This is a genomic window from Homoserinimonas sp. A447 (assembly GCF_054489325.1).
The window spans coordinates 2,226,673-2,247,318 of sequence record NZ_JBTMWW010000001.1 but is presented as its reverse complement, the minus strand read 5'-3'; the positions used below and the strand labels follow the sequence as shown (position 1 = coordinate 2,247,318).

General features: G+C 63.7%; 21 protein-coding genes. 15 read left to right on the top strand and 6 right to left on the bottom strand.

Annotated features, from left to right (window positions below; genetic code table 11):
* Positions 1–34: 34 nt before the first annotated feature.
* On the bottom strand, positions 35–1,204 hold the full coding sequence (locus tag ACX3O0_RS11025; RefSeq protein ID WP_459107746.1) for an acyl-CoA dehydrogenase family protein: 1,170 nt from the start codon (positions 1,202–1,204) through the stop codon (positions 35–37).
* A gap of 61 nt (positions 1,205–1,265) precedes the next feature.
* Positions 1,266–1,733, bottom strand: a complete 468-nt coding sequence (locus tag ACX3O0_RS11020; RefSeq protein ID WP_459107745.1) for a MarR family winged helix-turn-helix transcriptional regulator — start codon at positions 1,731–1,733, stop codon at positions 1,266–1,268.
* A gap of 83 nt (positions 1,734–1,816) precedes the next feature.
* Between ACX3O0_RS11020 and ACX3O0_RS11015 the strand changes: the two genes are divergently transcribed.
* The 5 genes from ACX3O0_RS11015 (at position 1,817) to ACX3O0_RS10995 (ending at position 6,246) form a co-directional block, all read left to right on the top strand.
* Positions 1,817–2,740: an SDR family oxidoreductase gene (locus tag ACX3O0_RS11015; protein WP_459107744.1), complete on the top strand. Its 924-nt coding sequence runs from the start codon at positions 1,817–1,819 to the stop codon at positions 2,738–2,740.
* A 3-nt stretch (positions 2,741–2,743) separates the two neighbouring features.
* Entirely contained in the window at positions 2,744–3,664 is a 921-nt protein-coding gene (locus ACX3O0_RS11010; RefSeq protein WP_459107743.1) for an amidohydrolase family protein, read from the top strand.
* A gap of 64 nt (positions 3,665–3,728) precedes the next feature.
* The gene (locus ACX3O0_RS11005) at positions 3,729–4,181 is read left to right on the top strand and encodes a MaoC family dehydratase (protein ID WP_459107742.1); all 453 of its coding nucleotides are present in this window, start codon (positions 3,729–3,731) and stop codon (positions 4,179–4,181) included.
* Between the two features lie 86 nt (positions 4,182–4,267).
* A complete protein-coding gene (locus ACX3O0_RS11000; protein ID WP_459107741.1) occupies positions 4,268–5,776 on the top strand; it encodes an acyl-CoA synthetase in 1,509 nt (502 codons plus the stop codon).
* Positions 5,777–5,778: 2 nt separating this feature from the next.
* Positions 5,779–6,246 (top strand): DUF3237 family protein, encoded by a 468-nt coding sequence (locus ACX3O0_RS10995; protein WP_459107740.1) that lies wholly within the window; start codon positions 5,779–5,781, stop codon positions 6,244–6,246.
* 16 nt (positions 6,247–6,262) lie between these two features.
* On the opposite strand, the gene ACX3O0_RS10990 is transcribed toward ACX3O0_RS10995, so the two are convergent.
* From ACX3O0_RS10990 to ACX3O0_RS10975, 4 genes are all read right to left on the bottom strand, one after another.
* Entirely contained in the window at positions 6,263–6,865 is a 603-nt protein-coding gene (locus ACX3O0_RS10990) for a TetR/AcrR family transcriptional regulator (protein WP_459107739.1), read from the bottom strand.
* Entirely contained in the window at positions 6,862–7,881 is a 1,020-nt protein-coding gene (gene fgd, locus ACX3O0_RS10985) for a glucose-6-phosphate dehydrogenase (coenzyme-F420) (protein WP_459107738.1), read from the bottom strand. The genes ACX3O0_RS10990 and fgd overlap by 4 nt, the downstream gene beginning before the upstream one ends.
* Positions 7,878–8,498 (bottom strand): biotin transporter BioY, encoded by a 621-nt coding sequence (locus ACX3O0_RS10980; RefSeq protein ID WP_459107737.1) that lies wholly within the window; start codon positions 8,496–8,498, stop codon positions 7,878–7,880. Before ACX3O0_RS10980 ends, fgd begins: the two co-directional genes overlap by 4 nt.
* Positions 8,499–8,619: 121 nt before the next feature.
* Entirely contained in the window at positions 8,620–9,114 is a 495-nt protein-coding gene (locus tag ACX3O0_RS10975) for a MarR family winged helix-turn-helix transcriptional regulator (RefSeq protein ID WP_459107736.1), read from the bottom strand.
* Between the two features lie 107 nt (positions 9,115–9,221).
* On the opposite strand from ACX3O0_RS10975, the gene ACX3O0_RS10970 reads away from it, so the two are divergent.
* The 10 genes from ACX3O0_RS10970 (at position 9,222) to ACX3O0_RS10925 (ending at position 20,626) form a co-directional block, all read left to right on the top strand.
* Entirely contained in the window at positions 9,222–10,616 is a 1,395-nt protein-coding gene (locus ACX3O0_RS10970; RefSeq protein ID WP_459107735.1) for a 4-hydroxyphenylacetate 3-hydroxylase N-terminal domain-containing protein, read from the top strand.
* Positions 10,613–12,226, top strand: coding sequence for an acyl-CoA carboxylase subunit beta (locus ACX3O0_RS10965; RefSeq protein WP_459107734.1), 1,614 nt, complete (start codon positions 10,613–10,615; stop codon positions 12,224–12,226). Before ACX3O0_RS10970 ends, ACX3O0_RS10965 begins: the two co-directional genes overlap by 4 nt.
* 19 nt (positions 12,227–12,245) lie before the next feature.
* The gene (locus ACX3O0_RS10960; RefSeq protein WP_459107733.1) at positions 12,246–13,796 is read left to right on the top strand and encodes a class I adenylate-forming enzyme family protein; all 1,551 of its coding nucleotides are present in this window, start codon (positions 12,246–12,248) and stop codon (positions 13,794–13,796) included.
* Entirely contained in the window at positions 13,793–15,364 is a 1,572-nt protein-coding gene (locus tag ACX3O0_RS10955) for an acyl-CoA carboxylase subunit beta (protein WP_459107732.1), read from the top strand. Before ACX3O0_RS10960 ends, ACX3O0_RS10955 begins: the two co-directional genes overlap by 4 nt.
* Positions 15,365–15,386: 22 nt before the next feature.
* Positions 15,387–15,599 carry a biotin/lipoyl-binding carrier protein gene (locus ACX3O0_RS10950; protein ID WP_459107731.1) on the top strand — a complete coding sequence of 71 codons (213 nt, stop codon included), beginning with the start codon at positions 15,387–15,389 and terminating at the stop codon, positions 15,597–15,599.
* On the top strand, positions 15,596–16,993 hold the full coding sequence (locus tag ACX3O0_RS10945) for an acetyl-CoA carboxylase biotin carboxylase subunit (protein ID WP_459107730.1): 1,398 nt from the start codon (positions 15,596–15,598) through the stop codon (positions 16,991–16,993). Before ACX3O0_RS10950 ends, ACX3O0_RS10945 begins: the two co-directional genes overlap by 4 nt.
* Before the next feature lie 91 nt (positions 16,994–17,084).
* The gene (locus ACX3O0_RS10940; RefSeq protein WP_459107729.1) at positions 17,085–18,092 is read left to right on the top strand and encodes an ABC transporter substrate-binding protein; all 1,008 of its coding nucleotides are present in this window, start codon (positions 17,085–17,087) and stop codon (positions 18,090–18,092) included.
* Between the two features lie 74 nt (positions 18,093–18,166).
* Entirely contained in the window at positions 18,167–18,982 is an 816-nt protein-coding gene (locus tag ACX3O0_RS10935; protein WP_459107728.1) for an ABC transporter ATP-binding protein, read from the top strand.
* Between the two features lie 25 nt (positions 18,983–19,007).
* Positions 19,008–19,799: an ABC transporter permease gene (locus tag ACX3O0_RS10930; protein WP_459107727.1), complete on the top strand. Its 792-nt coding sequence runs from the start codon at positions 19,008–19,010 to the stop codon at positions 19,797–19,799.
* The gene (locus ACX3O0_RS10925) at positions 19,796–20,626 is read left to right on the top strand and encodes an ABC transporter permease (protein ID WP_459107726.1); all 831 of its coding nucleotides are present in this window, start codon (positions 19,796–19,798) and stop codon (positions 20,624–20,626) included. The genes ACX3O0_RS10930 and ACX3O0_RS10925 overlap by 4 nt, the downstream gene beginning before the upstream one ends.
* Positions 20,627–20,646: the final 20 nt, after the last annotated feature.

Below are 20,646 nucleotides of genomic sequence, written 5' to 3'. Positions count from 1 at the left end.
ACGACCGGGGTGCGTTATTTAGCGTGTGTACCGTTCAACTCAGTCGGGTGAGCTTACGGCCGATGATCTCCTTCATGATCTCGGTGGTGCCACCGAAGATGGTGGCGGCGCGGGAGTCCATGTAGTCGCCGGCAACAGCGTACTCGCGCATGAAGCCGTAACCGCCGTGGAGCTGGAGCGCGCGCTGGATGACGCGCTGGTGCAACTCGGTCGTCCACCATTTGGCCATCGCGGCAGTGACTTCGTCCAATGCGTGGCCCGAGGCGTCGAGGATGCATCGGTCGATGAACGTCTGCGTCACCTCGATCTCGGTTGCGAGTTCGGCGAGGTAGAAGCGGTTGGCCTGGAAGTCGGCGATGCGGGTTCCGAAGGCGCGACGCTCAGATGCATAGGCGAGTGCCTGCTCGAATGTCGCGCGCATCCGGGCCATGGAAGTGACGGCAATGCTCAGGCGCTCGATCCCGAGGTTGCGGCGCATGTTGGTGAATCCTTCCCCCTCGCCGCCCAGCACCTGTGACCGCGGGACGAGGACGTCTGCGAACGACAACTCGGCGGTGTCCTGCGCGGGCAGGCCGATCTTCTTCAGCGGTCCGGTGCGCGTGAAGCCCGGGGTGTCGGCATCCACGACAAGCAGGCTGATGCCCTTGCGGCCGGCCGCGGGGTCTGTGCGTACCGCGACGATGAAGAAGTCGGCGAGCAGGCCGTTGGATATGAACGTCTTGGCACCGTTGAGCACGAAGTGGTCACCGTCCAGAACTGCCGTCGTCGTGATCGCGGCGAGGTCTGAGCCGGTGCCTGGCTCGGTCATCGCGATCGCGCCGACCTTGTCTCCCGCGAGCATGGGGGCGAGCCAGCGCTCGTTCTGCTCTGGCGTGCCGAAGTTGACTAAGTACGGCGCGACCAGGTCGTTCTCGCCGCTGATGGACATGGACACGTCGCTCGCGCCGGCGCGAGCGAATTCTTCGATGACTATCGCGTTGAAGCGGAAGTCGTCCACGCCGCCGCCGCCGAACTCCTCCGGCGCGGTGATGCCGATCAGTCCTGTCTCGGCTGCCCGGTGGAACAGGGTGCGATCGACTCGGCCAGCTTCACCCCATTTTTCCAGGTTGGGCGTGACCTCGCGTTCGACGAATCGGCGGACTACATCGCGGAACTCGTCGTGCGATTCACCGAAGATCGTGCGGGGGAGCGATACAGAGGTCATAACCGGCTCTTCCTTATGGGCTGATATGAGGGAGGGGGGGCAACGCGCAGCACGCGCGGTGTCACTCGTTCGCGAACGCGAGTCTCCGGAGGACGTTGGCAAGCGCGTCACGCTCGTCTGCGGTGAGAATCGAGAGCACGGTGTCCTCCGCGCGGACGATGTCCACTCGGGCGCGGGAGTGGACTTCGAGTCCGGCGTCCGTCGCGACGAGCACGTTGAAGCGGCGGTCGCGTGGGTCTGGCACACGTTCGACGAGACCCCGCCCGGCCAGTTCGTCGATGAGGCTGACGACCTGGCTGGGGTCGAGCCTCAGGAATTCAGCGATCTCTTTCTGACTGGGCCTGGCCCCATCGCAGGCGAGCGCCAGGACGCAGTAGGAACGGACGCGCAGTCCGTGGGCAGCCAGACCTGCGTTCGCGGCGGACAGCGAAACGGCATTCGCGCGTGCCAGGAGGAAACTCAGGTCTGCTCCGATGACGCCTTGCGCCAGCCGCTCGCGGCGTGGCGGAGTTGAAGTGTTGGCGGTCATCCACCCACTATATATTCAGGTGACAATAATTGACAATGTCCACTAAATTGTGGTGGGATCGACTCACGAACGAAGGAGCCATCATGTCGTTGGACGGCAAAGTCGCAATTGTCACCGGTTCGGGCCGAGGTCTCGGCCTGGCCTACGCCCAAGAACTCGCCCGCCAAGGCGCGGCGGTCGTCATCAACGACGTCGACGAGCAGACCGCCAGCGATGCGGTCGCGTCGATCGAGGCCGCGGGCGGCCGGGCTGCTGCAGTCGTCGCTGCCGTCGGCTCGACGGACACGGCGAAGAAGCTCGTGCAGACGGCCGTCGACGTCTTCGGTCGCCTGGATATCCTCGTCACGAACGCCGGCGTCCTGCGCGACACGGTGCTCTGGAAGATGAGTGACGAGGACTTCGACCTCGTCACCAACGTGCATCTGCGTGGCACCTTCACTTGCGTGCGGGAAGCAGCCACCTACATGCGCGAGAACGGCATCCCCGGTCGCATCATCACGATCGGCTCGCCCACCGGTCAGCGCGGCAACTTCGGCCAGACCAACTACGCTGCGGCCAAGGCGGGCATCGTCGGCATGGTCCGAACCTGGGCGCTGGAGCTCAAGAAGGCCGGCATCACCGCCAACGTGGTCATCCCGGTCGCCGCGACCGCCATGACTGCCACCGTGCCCTACTTCTCGGCCGCGATCGAGGCAGAGGCCAAGGGCGAGCCGATGCCGGCGTTCTTCCGTCGCGAGATCGGCTTCGGCTCGGCATCCGATGTCTCCGGCCTCATCGCCTTCCTGGCCTCGGATGAGGCTGCGGGCATCAGCGGTCAGGCCATCGGCGTCGGCGGCGACCGGATTCAGGTCTGGACGCACCCGGAACCGGTCGTCACCGAGTACCAGGACGGCGGATGGACTTACGAGGCCCTCCTGGCCAACGCGACCGTGCTGACTGACAACCTGCAGGACATCGGCGAGAAGTTCCCGCCGCTCCCCGAAGAACTGCAGCCCAAGCAGGCGTGACACATGACCCGCTATGAGCCTGCGATCGACATCGCAGCGATCACCGCGATCGACGTCCACGTCCACATCGAAATCGATGGCACCGGTCACACATCGCTGCCGGGCGACCTCAACGAAGCGGCCACCAGGTACTTCTCGACGGACGCCGGTCGCCCCGACCTGGATTCGATCGCCGACTACTACCGTGAACGGAAGATGGCTGCCGTCGTTTTCTCGGTCGACGCCGAGACGAACCTGAACCATCCGCCGGTCTCCAGCGAGGAGATCGCGGAGGGTGCGGTGCGCCACAACGACGTACTCATCCCATTCGGGTCCGTCGACCCCAATCGTGAGGACGCCCTGGACCGCGTTCGGCGCCTCATCGACGAATCCGGAGTGCGGGGGTTCAAGTTCCACCCGACGGTGCAGGGCTTCGACCCGAGCGAGGCGCGGTTCCAGCCGCTCTATGCCGCGATGGCAGAGGCCGGCGTGGTGGCACTCTTCCACACCGGTCAGACCGGCATCGGTGCCGGCCTGCCCGGCGGGCGCGGGTTGCGCCTGGGTCTATCGAACCCCATGCTGCTCGACGGCGTCGCAGCGGAGAACCCCGGTCTACAGATCATCATGGCCCACCCTTCGGTGCCGTGGCAGGACGAGGCGCTCTCGGTGGCGACGCACAAGCACAACACCTGGATCGACCTTTCGGGGTGGAGCCCCAAGTACTTCCCGGCAGAGCTGGTGCGCGCCGCGAACTCGATGCTGAAGAAGCGCATCCTGTTCGGGTCGGATTTCCCGATGATCACGCCGGACCGCTGGCTGAACGACGTCACACAGACAGCGCTCAAACCGGAAGTGATGCCCGGCATCCTCAAAGACAACGCCGCGCGCCTGCTCGGACTCGCGGCGGCCGGTCCTGTGTCCGACGCAGCGATCGTCATGCACTGATCATCGGGCGCTTCCCACCGGCGCGTCCGCCCTCGCCTGACCCAACCGAATCAAGGAGAACACCATGACCACCACGGTCACCCATTCCGACCTGTCCACGCTCGTCGGCACCGTACTCGGCCCATCGAAGTGGATCGACATCACCCAGGAACGTGTCAACACGTTCGCCGACGCGGCCGACGACCACCAGTGGATCCACACCGACCCGGAGCGTGCCAAAGATGGTCCGTTCGGCGGCCCGATCGCGCACGGCTTCCTCAGCCTGTCGCTGCTGATCCCGCTGTGGGAGTCGCTGCTGCAGGTTGAGGGCGTCACGACGAAGGTCAATTACGGCCTCGACAAGGTTCGGTTCGTTTCGCCAGTGAAGGTGGGGTCCCGTGTGCGGGCGACCGCCGAATTCGTCGAGGTGACCGAGATCTCGGGCGGCTACCAGCTCACCGTCGACGTCACAATCGAAGCTGAAGGCAACAGCAAGCCAGCGGTGGTTGCCCGTAGCCTGCAGCGCTTCTACGCCTGAGCCGAAAATCCGGGCCGGCTGATCGCGTTGCCGGCAGGCTCACCGTGCTCGGTGGTGACCCACACACCAACTCGAAGAGGAGAGATATGCACAATCACGGACTCGGATCCTGGATGGCGAAGCGCCGGCTGAAGACGCCGGACAAGATCGCCCTTGTGCATGGCGACGGGCAGACGCTCACCTACCGACGCCTCGCCGACATGGCCGACGGCATCTCCGCGATTCTTGCGCAGCGCGACATCGGAAAAGGTGACCGGGTCGCGTTCCTGGGGGAGAACAGTCCCGAGTTCCTCGCCGCGCTGTTCGGCACCGTTCAGTTGGGGGCGGTCTTTGTTCCGATCAACACGCGACTCGCGCCGCCGGAGATCGAGCATGTGCTCACCGACTCCGGGGCGCGCGCGCTCATCCATGACCTGGAGTTCACCGAGCGGGTTGCCGAGGTCGCGGCATCCGTACCCCACCGCATCGTGACTGGCGCAGGGGGGCTGAGCGAACTGCTCGCGAAGGCTTCCATCGGTCGTGTCGCCGCCGCCGTCGTCACCCTCGACGACCCGGCCGCGATACTCTACACCTCCGGCACCACAGGCAAGCCCAAGGGAGCCGTCCTCACCCACGGGAATCTCACCTGGTCCGCGCTGAACGTGATCGTCGATTACGACATCGTCTCCACTGATGTGGCGCTGATGATCTCACCACTTTTCCACGTGGCTTCGCTTGGGATGGGGGCCCTTCCGATCATCTTGAATGGCGGCTTGATCATCCTCGAGAAGCGGTTCGAGCCGCGCCGGGCGCTCGCGCTGATCCAGCAGTACGACGTGAGCATGCTCGCCGGGGTTCCGACGACCTACCAGATGCTCTGCGACCACCCGGACTGGGCAACCACCGATGTGTCCACGATGCGCAAGCTCACCTGTGGCGGCTCCGCGGTGCCGAGCCGCGTCCTGAACGCCTACGAGCAGCGCGGCCTGTCATTCTCGCAGGGCTACGGGATGACCGAGACGGCGCCCGGTGCCACGTCGCTGTCCCCCGATCGGACACGCGACAAGCAGGGCAGCGTGGGGCTTCCGCATTTCTTCACCGACGTCCGAATCGCCGACGAGCGGGGACGGGTGGTTCCTCGCGGGACGGTGGGCGAGATCGAGATTTCGGGCCCGAACGTCTTCGCTGGTTACCACGGACTTCCCGACGCCACCGCGAAGGCCTTCACCGACGACGGTTGGTTCCGATCCGGTGACCTCGGTTATCTTGACGCTGACGGCTACCTGCATATCTCCGATCGGCTGAAGGACATGGTCATCTCGGGGGGTGAGAACATCTACCCTGCCGAGATCGAGAACCTCATCAACGACATCGAGGGGGTCACCGGCGTGGCCGTCATCGGCGTTCCGGACGACCGCTGGGGCGAGGTGCCCTGGGCCGTGCTCACCGTAGGTGACGGCGCGTCCATCGATACCGACACGGTGCGGGAGTACCTCGATGGTCGGCTCGCGCGTTTCAAGTTGCCGGTCAAGACGGTGGTGATCGACGAGTTGCCTCGCACTGCAAGCGGGAAGATCCGCAAGGCGGACTTGCGCGCGCGTTTCGCTGAGTCATAAGCATGCCCGCCCCCGCCCCCGTCCCCGCCCTCGTGGCAGCATTCGATGTCGACGTGCGACTCGGCCTACTCGAAGACCACGGTGTCACACGCGCCGGCCATCGTCGGGTCGCGCCCATCGTCGGTGGAACCGTATCCGGTGCCCTGGTTGCCGACATATTGCCAGGGGGAGCCGACTGGCAGCTTGTCCGCCCAGACGGTTCGATCGAGATCAACGGAAGGTACTCGGCTCGCACAGAGGTCGGGGATCTTCTCCTATTACACGTCGTCGGCGTACGCAGCGGACCCCCCGAAGTGCTTGAAGCGCTCCTGCGTGGTCATCAGGCGGAACCGTCGCAGTATTACTTCCGGACCGCGATCACCGTCGAGACGTCGGCGCCCCGCTTCGCGTGGATGGAGCGCGCCCTGTTCGTCGCCTCCTGCGTGCGCGATGCGGATGCTGTCAGATACACGGCATATCAAGTGACCTGATCGTCGTCTCCGGCGACTACCGGTCTGACGGACCGAGGAATGACGCCACGTATGCCACGACGGCTCGCGTCGCATGCTCGCCGGTCTGAACGGTGACCCTGCCGTGGCGGAGGTAGCCATGGCGGAACGTGGCAGCCGCAATACCCATTGCGTAACCGAACACATCCGTATGCCGTGGAAGGTCGATCCGGAGGCCCTGCATCACCCACCGGTCCAGTCCTTCACGCGCAGCGAGGCGTTGCAGCGGGCTCACGGTGCAGTACGGGCCGCCGAGCATCAAGGTTCTCGCAGGATCATGTGCCTCGAGGAACCGCACGGCATAGCTGATCAGCCTGTCGATTCGCTCTTCCCAGGTTGGTGGTGCCGGGTGCGTCCAGGCGCGCCCGAGTTCGGTACACAGCGCATCAAGGTATCGCTCCAGGAGCGCCGTGAGCACGGCGTGCCGGTCCGGGAACAGCTGGTAGATCGTGGGGCTCTCAATGAAGGTGAGGCGCACCAACTCGGGAATGGTGACGGCGGATTCGCCCCGGCGGGCCAGGATCACATCCGCCGCATCAAGCACAGCATCCACCCGCATGCTTGTGCGGGTGGACGCATCGAGGGTGGCGGCTATCGTCACGCCAGCGCCCGTAGGTGCGGAACGACGTCTTCGGAGAACTCCCTGAGGAATCGCTCCTGGTCATGGCCTGGATCGTGAAAGACGAGGTGGTTGAGTCCGGCAGCAATGTACGGGCGGATGCCGGCGAGCGCCTCTTCCGGCGTTGACGCCACTATCCAGCGTCGGGCAACCTGCTCGATCGGGAGACTGTCGGCCGCCCGCTCCATCTCGATCGGGTCGCCGATGGAGTGCTTCTGCTCGGCGGTCAGCGACAACGGAGCCCAGAATCGGGTGTTCTCGAGTGCTGCACTCCGATCGCGGTTGTATGAGATTTTGATCTCGATCATCCGGTCGATGTCCGACAGCCTTCGCCCTGCTTTTTCTGCCCCGCTGCTCACCGCGGGCAGGAGCTTGTCGGTGTAGAGGTCCATTCCTTTGCCAGAGGTGCAAATGAAGCCATCCCCCAGCAGTCCTGCGTGGTGCGCCACCACTGGTCCACCTGCTGCGATATAGACGGGAATCGTCGAGGGCGGGAGGTCGTAAATCGTCGCCCCGGAAACGGAGAAGTACTTTCCCTGAAAATCGATACGCTGGCCGGTCCACAGCTGTCGGATGAGGCTGATCGCCTCCCGCAGTCGCGCGAGCCGCTCCGCGAACGGTGGCCAGTCTCCCTGGAGGCCGGTGGCCATCTCATTGAGTGCTTCTCCAGTGCCGACTCCGAGGAGCACTCGCCCTGGGTAGAGACAACCCATGGTCGCGAATGCCTGAGCAAGCACGGCAGGGTTATAACGGAACGTGGGCGTCAGCACTGAAGTGCCGAGCAGAATTCTTTCCGTGCGCTCCCCTACCGCGGTCATCCAGGCAATCGAAAAGGGTGCGTGACCCCCCTCATGTCGCCACGGCTGGAAATGATCGCTTACGGTGACGCTGTCAAAACCATAGGTCTCGCACTGCACGCCGACCTCCACCAGTTCCCGCGGTGCGAACTGCTCTGCAGAGGCCTTGACGCCGAGCTTCAGCGAGCGAGGGATGGTCATGACCGCGTTGAGTCGAGACGGTTGATGAGGTTCCACAGCAGTGGAAGGGTCATTGCAGCAATGAGCCACTTGACGATGCCGCCGATGATGAAGGGCACAACCCCGAGTGCAATCACGGTCGCGAAGTCATTGGGCAGCCCGAGGCCGCCCAGTATGAACGCCATGTAGGGCAATCCGAATGCGAACGGAACGAGACTGGCGGCGAGGAAGCCCAGGAGTGCGAGTGAGGGTCGACGGTCCCAACGGCGCTCGGAGAGCAAGCCGATGAGCGCAGCGCTGAAGACGAAACCGATCACGAATCCAAAGCTGGGGGTGGTTACGGCGATGAGGCCACCCTTGAACCCGGCGAGGACGGGCAGCCCGGCAAGAGCGGCGACAATGTATAAGGCCAGTGCGGCGGCTCCGCGGCGTGCGCCGAGACTGGCCCCGACGAGCATGACCGCCAGGGTCTGGCCAGTCACTGGAACGGGCCAGAGCGGCACCTGGATCTGGGCGAAACCGGCGGTCACGGCAGCGCCTGCGACGATGAGCAGGACGTTGGTGGTGACCCGGCTGGTGGGGGCGACCCGGTCGATAATGGTCGAGCGTGAGGGAAGCGGCAGAGCGATGGCTGACATGGTCACGGTGCGTCCTTGCATTCTGGAAGTAGTTCATTCGGATAAGAGCGTGCGAATAATGAACTGTTCAAGATATATACAATCCCATCCGAGATTGCAAGGACTAGGCCCTCTGTGTGCCCTAAGTGCCGTTCAATGCGGATGCGTCGGCATCGATGGCAAGCATTCGCTCAAAGTCGTGAGCCTCAGACAGTTCACGAAGCAGTCGCACCAGTTCGGTGCGCCCCTCCGGGCTCAGTCGGGAGAGAAATTCGTCTTCGAAACTCGCGGCGAGCGGACGGAGTTCGGCCAGGACGCTCACTCCGGAGTCGGTGAGGAACAGCGAGTGTTCCCGCCTGTTCTCGGCATTGCGCTCCCGGGTGAGGTACCCGCGGGACTCCAGGTCGTCGAGCAGTGCGACCATTGCGCTCCGGTGGATGAGCAGCAGATTGCTTACAGCCTGCTGGGACATTCCGGGCGTGCGGGACAATTCGCTCAGGATTGCATAGTGCCGGGGATGCAGCTCATATGGCTTGAGTTTCTCTTTCAGGCCCCGCACAACGGCGTTGCCCAACTGGCCGAGCAGCATGGTGACGCCACTGGTGGCCAGATGCGATGACGATGGAGAGTTGGGCATGAAAGTACTATATCGCCCCGATGGTTTATGAACTGGATTGTTCTAAGTTAGAACACATGCTATCGTGACCGGGAAGTGCTAATTCCAATGGTGTGAAAGGCTTGTAGATGCTGTCAGGTGCTCAATACCGAGAGTCACTCCTGGACGGGCGATCCGTCTACTATCGCGGTGAACGCTTGGCGGACATCACGGCCGTGCCAGAGTTTCGCAGCACGATAGACCGCTTCGCCGACTCCTATGACCGATTCTATGAACCGGGCCCTGACGCGTTCAACCCGGTAATGGAGGTGCCGACGAGCACCGAGGCCATGCGGCATCGACTCACCGAGCTGCACGACGCGGACATGCTTGTTCACCTCACTTACCAGTCCTACATGTCGCTGCTGACCGCCGCGGATCGCCTGGAACCGGTGTTCCCACTCGGCTCAGAGCGCATCCGCAATTATGTTGCCGAGTGCAAGGCGCGGGACGTGCGGATGGTGCAGTGCATCACGGACTCGAAGGGCGACCGTTCGCTCGCTCCGGCAGCGCAAGCTGACCCTGACCAGTACCTGAGGATCGTCGAGCGTCGTGAGGACGGCGTCGTCATCCGTGGGGCCAAGCTCCACATCACGGGTGCGGCGATGGCCCACGAGATGATGGTCATGCCAACGAAGCGCATGAAGCCGGGCGAAGAGGAGTACGCCATCGCCTGCGGTGTTCCGGTCAACGCGCCGGGTGTCAAGATCGTGTCGGTGCTCCCGCTGAGCGAGGACTCCGCAGACCCGCGCGACTACCCACTCAGCTGGGATCGGGCGATTCCGGAAGGATTCGTGATCTTCGACGATGTCTTCGTGCCCAATGACCGCATCTTCCTCGAGGGCCAGACGAACGAGGCCGCCGTGTTCGCGCACAGCCTGGGCCTGTGGGAGCGCCTGGGCGCCACGTCAGGCCAGGTGAACCGCGCTGAGCAGGCGGCCGGGCTGGCCCAGCTGATCGCCGAAGCCAACGGAACGCAGAAGATCAGTCACATCAGGGACAAGATCAACGAGATGGTACTCAACGCCACTCTGCTGCGCGCCACGTTGGACGCGTCGATTGCGACCGCGACGTTCTCGAACGGGGTCTTCACGCCGAATGAGCTCTACATCAATGCGGCCAAAGTCCTCGCAGCGACCAAGTGGGCCACAACGGTTCGCGACCTTGTCGATGTCGCTGGCGGGTCGATCGTCACCACGCCTTCGATGGCCGACTACGACAACCCAGAACTCAGGGACTACCTCGACAAGTACATGGCCGCAGCCTCGGAGTCAGGCGAGTACCGCATCCGCCTGTTCCAACTGATTCGAAACCTCACCTCAGACGGTTTCGGTGGGTGGATCGGCGTCACCACCGTGCAGGCCGGCGGAGGGATCTACGCCCAGCGGCTGGTCATGCGCAACCACTTCGACATGGAGCGCGCCAAGAACATGGCTCTCGAGTTGATGGAGCATCGGCGGGAACCGATCGCGAGCAGCGTATGACTGACGTCGACGATTCCGTGAACGCGAAAACAACGCCCGTCCGCCTGCGGCTGAAGGATGAAGGCCAGCTGTTGGCGACGGAGGACCTGCTGCGCCGTCGCGAGGAAGTTCGCACGTTCAGGGGCAGGCAGCGCGTCGACCATCCGCTCGACGCGACCGTCAACACGGCGCGCGAACGCATCGACATGATCAGCGACGCGGGCTCGTTCGAGGAAGTGGGAACGTTCGTCGTCTCGGGGCGCGCATCCGACAGCGAGACGACTCCCGGTGACGGCAAGATCACCGGACATGCGAAGGTCGACGGTCGGCCGATCACCATCGTTGCCGACGACATCAACGTGAAGCGTGGCAGCACGGCGACCATGGGCAGCCGACGCAAGAAGCGGATGCTCGCCCAAGCGCTCAAGCGCGGAAACCCGTTTGTCGCCCTCGGCGAAAGCGCGGGAGCGCGCATCCCCGACATTCTGGGTGCCGAGGGGCTCACCGAAATGGAACTCGATTCGGCGTCGTCCATGCGTCAACGACGGATTCCGATGATCTCGGTGATCACCGGCCAGTCCTTCGGGGGGTCGTCGTTCGCCGCGGCTCACTCGGACCTTGTCGTGCAGGTGCGCGGCAGTTCCCTGTCGATCACGTCACCCCGTCTGATCGAGGTTGCGACGGGCGAACAGGTGACGGCTCTGGAACTCGGCGGGGTCGACGTGCACATGCAGATCACCGGACAGGTGGATTTCGGCGCGGAAGACGATGCGGATGCCGCTCGCATCGTGCGAGACATCCTGAGTTATCTTCCCTCCAACTCGTGGAGTGTTCCAGACCGTACGCCCTTCGACCCTGACTCCCTGATCGACGTCACTCTCGCCGACGAGGTGCCGAGCCGTATGCGTCGCGCCTACGACATGCGGAAGGTTCTGCGGAGACTGGCAGACGACGGCAGGTTCCTTGAGATCCAGTCGGAATTCGGTCGCCCCCTGATCACCGCACTGACCCGTATCGGCGGATTCTCCGTCGGCGTCATCGCCAGCCAGCCGATGTTCCAGGCGGGCGCCCTTGACTCGGATTCGTGCGACAAGGCCATCCGCTTCATGTGTCTGTGCGAGGCCAACAACATCCCGATCCTCTTCCTGCAGGACCTTCCGGGGTTCATGGTCGGCAAGAAGGTGGAGCACGAGCGCCTCCTCGCCCGCGCGATCATGATGCAGCAGGCGTTCGCGATGCTCACCGTTCCCAAGCTCACGGTCGTGCTGCGCAAGGCCTACGGCTTCGGGTACTTTGCCCTGGGCGGCATCTTCGAGTCTGTCGACGGGCTCTACGCCTGGCCCAACGCCAGGTTCGGCTTCATGGACCAGAAGGCCGGCGCCCAGGTGGTCGTCGGCAATGATCTGAGCGGTCTCGGCGCCGACCAGCGACAGCGCGTGCTCGCCGAGTCCGAGAGCGAATTCGAGACGGAGTTCGACGCCTACGTGCCGGCACGCCGCATGCGCATCGACGAGGTCATCAACCCCGCTGAATCACGCCGCGTCATTGTGCGCGACCTCGAGCGCCTTGCGCCGAACGCCTACGACGCGAAGTCCCCCAAGCCCCTCATGAGCTGGCCCACCCGCTGGTGAGCCCAGAGCCTAACCAAGGATGACCTACGACATGTTCAGCTATCAGGATCTAGTCCGGACGCTTGCCGGTGGAAACGCCTCCCGCATCGCCATCGAGGACGATTCGGTGCAGTACACCTATGCGCAGTGGCACCAGCGCACTTCCTCCCTCGCGGCCGGCCTGCGCGACCTGGGGCTCCGCAACGGGGACTCGGTCATGTGGCTGAGTCCGAACACCGCCGAATACGTCATCGCCTACCACGGAACGGCGAAGGCCGGGCTGCGATTCAGCCCGCTCAACTTCTGGCTGCGTGATGCCGAGCTCCGCGCCGCGATCTCACTGGTCCGGCCCGCGTGCCTCATCGTGCACCCGGACCACGTTGACAAGGTGGCTGCAATCTGCGACGAATTCAACGTCGAGCACCGCTTAACGGTCGGCACGGCGGATGTTCCGGTGCCGGCCGGCTGGCGACCCCTGGAGGAGATCTACCGCGAAGTCGATCCCGACCTGGATTTCGGGGGAAGACCCGACTCTCCGCACGAGATCATCTTCACCAGCGGTACGACCGGACAGGTCAAGGGCGTCGCCCGCACCCAGCAGCAGCGGATTCTGGAGGCTGTCGTCTCGGTGATGGTGCAGCCGCAGGGCAGGAGCGCCTTCGTGTTGCGCGGGGCACCGCAGTTCCACGTCGGCGGCGGGACGGGTCCGCTCCAGACGCTCATACAGGGTGGTCGGACCCGCATCATCCGCTTCAAGCCACAGGTCACCGCCAGCAACATCGCCGCAGGGGTTACCCACATTTCGGGTGTCCCGGCGCAGTTCCAGCTGCTCTTCGAGTCGGGGGCGCTGGAGGGCGTTGACACTTCGGGCGTGCGATCATGCGGAATCGGCGGGAACGGCGCCTCACCCGCCCAGTTCCTGAGAATCCAGGAGCACTTCCCGAATGCCGAGCTGATCCACTTCTACGGATCGACGGAGTCAGGAATGGTGTCTTCCATCGGTGGGGCCGAATTCCACGAGCGGCTCAACTCCGTCGGGCGCCCGGCGCCCGGCGTCGACGTGCGAATCGTCGCGGACGACGGGACAATCCTCCAGGCTGGGGGAGTGGGGGAACTCGAGGTGCGCTCCGACTTCATGATGAGCGAGTACTTCGGCCGTCCCGACATCACCGCGGAAGCGCTGACACCGGATGGCTTTCTCAAGATGGGCGACCTGTCACGCATCGACGATGAGGGCTACATGTATATCGTCGGCCGGAAGAAGGACATGATCATTTCTGGCGGGGAGAACATCTACCCCAAGGAAATCGAAGATGTCGTGGCCGCCCTCGACTTCGTGTCAGAGGTGGCCATCATCGGTACGCCCGACGCCGTCATGGAGGAGCGCGTGGTCGGTGTCGTGCGGCTGGCCGACGGCTGCACTGACGCCGGAACCGAGCAGACGGATGCCATCACGGCCGCAGTGAAGGAAAAGCTGGCCGGGTATAAGGCACCCAAGGAGATCCACTTTGTGGAGGACTTCCCACGCAATGCCATGGGCAAGATCGATCGTGTTGCCCTGCGGCGGGAGTATTCGGTGGAACTCGCATGACCAGCGTTGGGGCGGGTGGTTCGAACAACTGGCAGCCCGAAGTCGATGAGATCGCGGCGAGAAAGGAGCGCGCTCTTGCGATGGGAGGGGACGTCGCGCTGGAGAAGCAGCGCTCCAGGGGCAAGTGGACGGTTCGGGAGCGCATCACCGGATTATTCGAGGAAGACTCCTTCGAGGAGATTGGCACCTTGTCCGGCTTCGCAGACGATGAGAGCACCGAGCTGGGCTCATCGTTTGTGCCGTCCAACGTCCTGATCGGAGTTGGACGGGTCAGCGGTCGCGACGTTGCGGTGTGCGGTGATGATTTCACCGTCGGGAACGGGACTCCCAACGAGGTGGGGTCGGCTAAGCGGGCCTTCATCGAGACTCTGGCAGTCGAGATGCGGATGCCGGTTGTGCGCCTCGTTGATATGGCGGGGGCAAGTCTCAAGGGCATGGAGGACCGAGGCTATACGTCAATGCCGGCGGCCACCCAGTGGCAATGGCTCTCGGTGCTGTCCGAAGTGCCGGTCGTGTCGATTGCCTGCGGTCCATGCCCGGGGCTGGGAGCTTGGCGGGTCGCCGCTTCGCATTTCTCCGTCCAGATCGAAGGTATCGGCCAGGTGTTCGCTGCCGGCCCGCCGGTGGTCGCAGCCGGAATGCGCCAACGGGTCACTGCCGAAGAGCTCGGAGGGGCCCAGATCCATGCGAAGCACAGCGGGGTGGTCGACAACTCTGCCGTCGACGAGGCGGATGCCCTCGCCCAGGCCGCCCGCTTTCTTTCGTACCTACCTCAGAGCGTTCACGAACTTCCCCAGCGCACGGAGCCGACTGACGACCCGGAGCGGCGTGACGACTTTCTGTTGGGCATCATCCCTCGCAACGTTCGCTCCATCTACGACTCGCGCAAGATCATCCGCGCGGTGTTCGACCACGACAGTGTGTTCGAGGTAGGTCGCGGCTGGGGTCGTTCGTCCATCGTCGGCTTCGCCCGCCTGGACGGTTATCCGGTCGGTTTCATCTCGAATGACCCCAAGTTCTACGGCGGTGGCATGGACGACCAGGCCGCCGAGAAACTCACCAGGCATATTGATCTGTGTGACACCTTCAACATTCCAATGGTGAACCTCGCGGACCAGCCGGGCACCGTGATCGGGGTTGATGCCGAGATGCGCGGGACCATCCGACGGGGCTTGAGGGCACTAGCCGCGATCGAGCAGTGCACCATTCCCTGGTACACCGTGGTCACCCGGCGCCTGTTCGGTGTCGGCGGTGCAGCCTACGGCCCGACGCGCAGGCTGAACAACCGCATCGCCTGGCCCTCCGCCCGCTGGGGCCCCATGCCGGTCGAGGGTGGCGTCGACGCTCTCTATCGACGAGACATCGAAGCGTCGCCAGATCCAGATGCGCGCCGGTCGGAGCTCGAGGCGAAATTCTCTGCCCTCGGCTCTCCGTTGCGTACGGCGGCCAGGTTCGGGGTCAACGATGTCATCGACCCTCGGGACACCCGCGCGATCTTGTGCCGGTGGATCGGTCCGGCCTATCGCACGATGGACCCTGTAGCAAAAAGACGGAGCCTGCGCCCGTGACGACCTCAATCAAGGAGAACTAATGGTGAAGATCGAGGCTGACCTGACGGCCGTCGTCTGGAAGATCGTCGTTGCCGTGGGCGACGCGGTCGAAGAGGGCGACGACCTGGTGGTCCTGGAGTCGATGAAAATGGAGATCCCGGTCGAGTCGGTCATCTCCGGTGTGGTCGCCGGAATCCACGTCGCAGAGGGGGACTCCGTCAGCCCCGGTACGTTGATAGCGACAATCGAATGACGTCCCCTGCACCGGTGCTGTTCGACAAGGTCCTGGTCGCCAACCGGGGCGAGATCGCCGTGCGTGTCATCCGGGCACTCAAGCGGCTCGATATCGCGACCGTGGCCGTCCACTCCGAGATCGATGCGCAGAGCGTGCACGTCTCGCTCGCAGACGAGAGCGTCCTGATCGGCGGCAATCCGGTGGCGGAGAGCTACCTGCGCATCGACCGCATCATTGCCGCCGCACTCGAAACCGGAGCGCAGGCCATCCACCCCGGTTACGGTCTGCTTGCCGAGAATCCCGCACTCGCAGATGCCTGCGAAGAGGCGGGAATTGTCTTCATCGGGCCGCCTGCGTCGGCGATGAGGGCCATGGGCTCGAAGATCGAGGCGAGACGCCTCATGCAACGGGCGGGTGTTCCGGTCGTTCCCGGTGTCATTGACCCGGTTGAGGATGTGGAGCAGGCTCGCTCGATTGCTGAGAGTGTGGGCTATCCGGTTGTCGTGAAGGCATCCGGGGCCGGCGGCGGCAAGGGCATGCGAGTTGCGCGCAACGCCGCGGAGATCGACGAGGCTTTCGAGGGCGCAGCCCAGGAGGGCGCCCGTTTCTTCGGTGATTCCACCGTGTACATCGAGCGGTATCTCGAGAATCCTCGCCACATCGAGGTGCAGGTGATGGCTGACTCGCAGGGTTCGGTCGTGCACCTGTTCGAGCGGGACTGCTCGGTTCAGCGCAGGCACCAGAAGCTCGTGGAGGAGAGCCCCGCCCCCGCATTGACGGACGAGATGCGTGAGCGTATCGGACGAATCGCGGTGCAGGCGGCCAAGGCGGTCGACTACAGGTCCGTGGGAACGGTGGAGGGCCTGTACGTCGATGGCTCATACTTCTTCCTCGAAATGAACACGCGCATCCAGGTGGAGCATCCGGTCACCGAGATGGTGACCGGTGTGGACCTCGTCGAGGAGCAGATCATGATCGCCGCGGGCAGGCCTCTGTCGGTCGCGCAGAATCAGGTCAGCCTTCGCGGGCACGCGATCGAGTGCCGCATCAACGCGGAGGAGGCTGCACGCAACTTCCTCCCACAGCCCGGGGTCATCACTCAGTATGCCGAGCCATCCGGCCCTCATGTACGCGTCGACTCCGGTGTTCAAGCTGGCTCCGAGGTCTCCGCTTACTACGATCCCCTTCTCGCGAAGGTGATCGTATGGGCTGAGACGCGGGACGAGGCAACGGCTCTGATGATGCGAGCCCTGGACGATTTCACTATCGACGGCGTGGCAACACTTCTGCCATTCCACCAGCACCTGCTCGCCTCACCACAGTGGAAAGCCTCTGAGACCTGTGCCGACCTCATCGAGGACCGGTCATGGCTGAAGGGGACGAAACTGCCCACTCCCGAGACTGTGCATTGACCATCACCTATGTTATTGTTTACAACAGTTATTTCCTGAACCATTCACTTATCTGCCTTTCAAGGCAGCGCTCGATGGAGAGTAGATGTCAATGACGACCAATGGAATCATGCGTACCCCTGTTCGCCGGATGCTGGCAGGAGTAGCGGCTTTCGCCCTCCTCGGCGGCCTCGCGGCCTGTGCCTCCTCGGAGCCGACCCCGGCTGCAAACCCAGGCACGGAGACCGAACAGGAGCTCATTACCGTTCGCCTGTCCTACAACGTGGGCACGTCGACGCTGCCGATCGTGGTGGCCGACCGTCTGGGGATGTGGGAAGAGAACGGCATCGACTTCGTCGGTACGGAGATCACCCCTGGCCCGGCCGGCATCGCCTCTCTGGGCCAGCAGTCGGATGTGCTCCAAACCACCCAGCAGTCCTCGTTCGAGGCGGTCGAGAAGGGCCTGCCTCTGAGGATCTTCGCCGGGGTCGGCAACTCGACCACCGAACTGCCCTCGTTCCCCGTGTTCACCAACGACAAGTCGGTGAAGGACTTCGGCGATCTTTCCGGAACCACCCTGGGTGTACCGAGCCTCACCGGGTTCGCGACCACCGCGATGGACTACATGATCGACAAGCAGGGCGGCGACTCCGCGAAGACTCCCAAGGTAGTAGTGCCATGGGAGACTCAGGCCGATCAGCTCAAGGCCAATCAGGTCTCAGCAGTGTGGAGCATCACCCCGCACGCAGTGAACCTGGAGAAGCAGGGCTATAAGGCGCTCGGTGACCCGACGCTGCTTGCCACCGGACAGGACGAACTCCTCGCCAGCGTGCTGGTGACCACCGCAGACTACGCGGAGGCAAACCCGGAGGCACTCCGACGCGTCAAGGCGACGATGATCGAAGCGGTGCAGTGGGTCAAGGACAACGATGCCGAAGCCAAGGACATGCTGATGGACTGGATTGGTCTCTCCAAGGACCTGGTTGTCGGACACCCCTTGACCAACTGGAAGATCGACATCACCGCTGACGACCTTGCGCCCATGCAGAGGCTGTACGCGGAGCTCGGAATGCTTCCCAACCTCCCGCCGATGAAGGAAATCCTCGTGGACCTGGGCTAATCACAATGAAGAGGGGGCCGGCACTGGCATCCTCTCTCCCCCGCTTGACCACTCGAGAGAACCCCGAGGTGCATATGTCTGACCACCAAGTGAATCGTGCAGGTTCCCCAGCAGGCGAGGTTGTCGATACCGACGCCTACCGGTTGTCGGGAGTCTCGGTCGACCTGACTATCTCCAGCGGCCAGCTCTCCGTGCTGACGGACATCGATTTCACGATGCGACCTGGCGAGATCGTGGGAATCGTCGGACGCTCAGGAACCGGCAAGACGACGTTGCTCCGAGTGCTTGGGGGCCTGCTGAAGGCCACAAAGGGTTCGGTCGAGGTCTACGGTCAGCAGATCTCGGGTCCGCCCGAGACGGTGGTCACCGTCTTTCAGGACTACGGCAACGCCATCCTGCCCTGGCGCACCGTCGCACGTAACGCCGGTCTCGGCCTCGAACGCAAGTTCTCTCGCCGGGAGCGTGAGGAGCGCGTGGACGAGGCACTCAACATGGTCGGGCTTTACTCCCGCCGGAACGAGTTTCCGTGGCGTCTCTCTGGTGGTATGCAGCAACGCGTCCAGATCGCGCGGGCCCTGGCCATGCGGCCTAAGGTCCTGCTCATGGACGAGCCGTTCGGGGCGCTCGATGCAATGACGAAGGCCTCGCTCCAGGACGAGCTGCTGCGCCTGAAGGAGCAGACCGGTTCCACCATCCTGTTCATCACGCATGACATGGATGAGGCGGTGTACCTGAGCGACCGCGTTTTCGTCATCGCCGGGACACCGGGTCGCCTCACCCTTCAGTACGACGTGAACCTTGCCCGGCCGCGCCACCAGATCGAAACGCGTGAGCTTCCCGAGTACCTTGCTGCCCGGCACGCGCTCGCGCTGGCAATTGAGGCGGACTGAGTTGGTGGAGGTCAAGCCTGCCAGCGTGAGAAGCGGGCAGAGGGCGGCGTGGTATCGACGAATCAATTTCGTCGGGATGTTCGTGCCCGTCGTCGTAATCGTCGGCTGGCAGGTGGCCAGCGTCACGGTGCTCAACATCGACTTCCTGCCCTCGCCGTTCGAGATCGGTGAATCCTTTTGGCAGCTGTTGATGGAAGGGCAGTTGGTGCCCCCGATCGTCCATTCCCTGGTGATCACGATCGCCGCAGCCGCCATTGCGATCGTGGCGGGAGTCATCCTGGGCTCCGCCATTGCACTCGTGCCGTTCGTGCGGAACTACACGCTCGGCACGGTCGACGTGCTGCGATCGTTGCCCGTCGTGGCACTCATGCCGATCGCATTGCTCATCTGGGGTCCCACCGGCACCACCGAACTCTATGTGGCGATCTTCTCGTCGCTCTGGCCGATAACCATCAACACCATCGGAGGCGTGTCACAGATTCACCCTCGCCTGCTGGAGGTGGCACGGTCATTCCGGCTCAACGACATGGACACCTTCCGCAAGATCGTGTTCCCTGCAGCGCTGCCGTCCATCCTGGTGGGGGCGCGCCTGGCGGTGATCCACGCGCTGGTCGTTGTCATCGTTGGTGAACTGCTCATGAACCCGCAAGGCATCGGTGGGCGAATCTTCTACTCGCAGCTTGCCCTGCAGCCCGCCCAAATGTGGGTGTGGATCATTATCTCGGGTCTGATCGGATACCTGCTCAACGCCGGAATGATCGCGGGTGTGCAAAAGGCACTCCCGGGCGGCGGCTCGGCACTAGGGAGAACCTCGTGAGCATCCTGCGCAGCAAGGATTCGCTGGTTCAGGCCAGACCGGCCTCGCCGTTCCTGAAGGCAGTCTCACGACCCGTATTCGCCATTCGCGGTGTCCTGTTGCTCATCATCCCTGTCGTGCTCTGGCAGGTCCTGGGCAGCCCCAACCCGTTCTCGTTTCCGGTACCGGATACGTGGTTTCCGGCGATCTACGACCTGCACCAGGCGGGCCTGCTGATGCCCGCGGTTGAGCGCACCCTCACCACCTTCGTGTTGTCGCTCATCATTGCGACGATCATCGGGGTCGCGATGGGGATCCTGATCGGGTTGATTCCCCTGTTGGACAGGGCGCTCACTCCGTTCATGGATTTCTTCCGAGCCGTGCCACCGCCGGCAATCGTGCCAGCACTTGGGCTGCTGCTAGGCCCCGATCTGCCATCGTCCGTCACGATCGTGGTGCTGGCCATCATCTGGCCCATCCTGCTCAACACGGTGACGGGGATTCGGAGTATCCCGCCGGTGCGCCTCGACATGGCTCGCAGTCTGGGGCTGAGCCGGGCGGAGCAGTTGTTCAAGGTTGTGGTGCCCTCGCTCGGACCCAGCGTCATGGTTGGTCTGCGCATCAGCGTTTCGATGTCGTTGATCGTCACGCTCGTGACCGACATCATCGGCACGGGGCAGGGCCTCGGGAGGCTTCTGATCGACCAGCAGCAGTTCTTCGAGTCTTCCGCCGTATGGGGCCTCCTGGTCATGATCGGGTTGTTCGGATACCTCATCAACGTGCTGTTCGGACTGGCGCAGCGGATCATCTTCAGCCGCTGGCCCGAGGGCTCCCGCCCGGTCGGATGAGTCTCCGGCCCGTTCAAAGG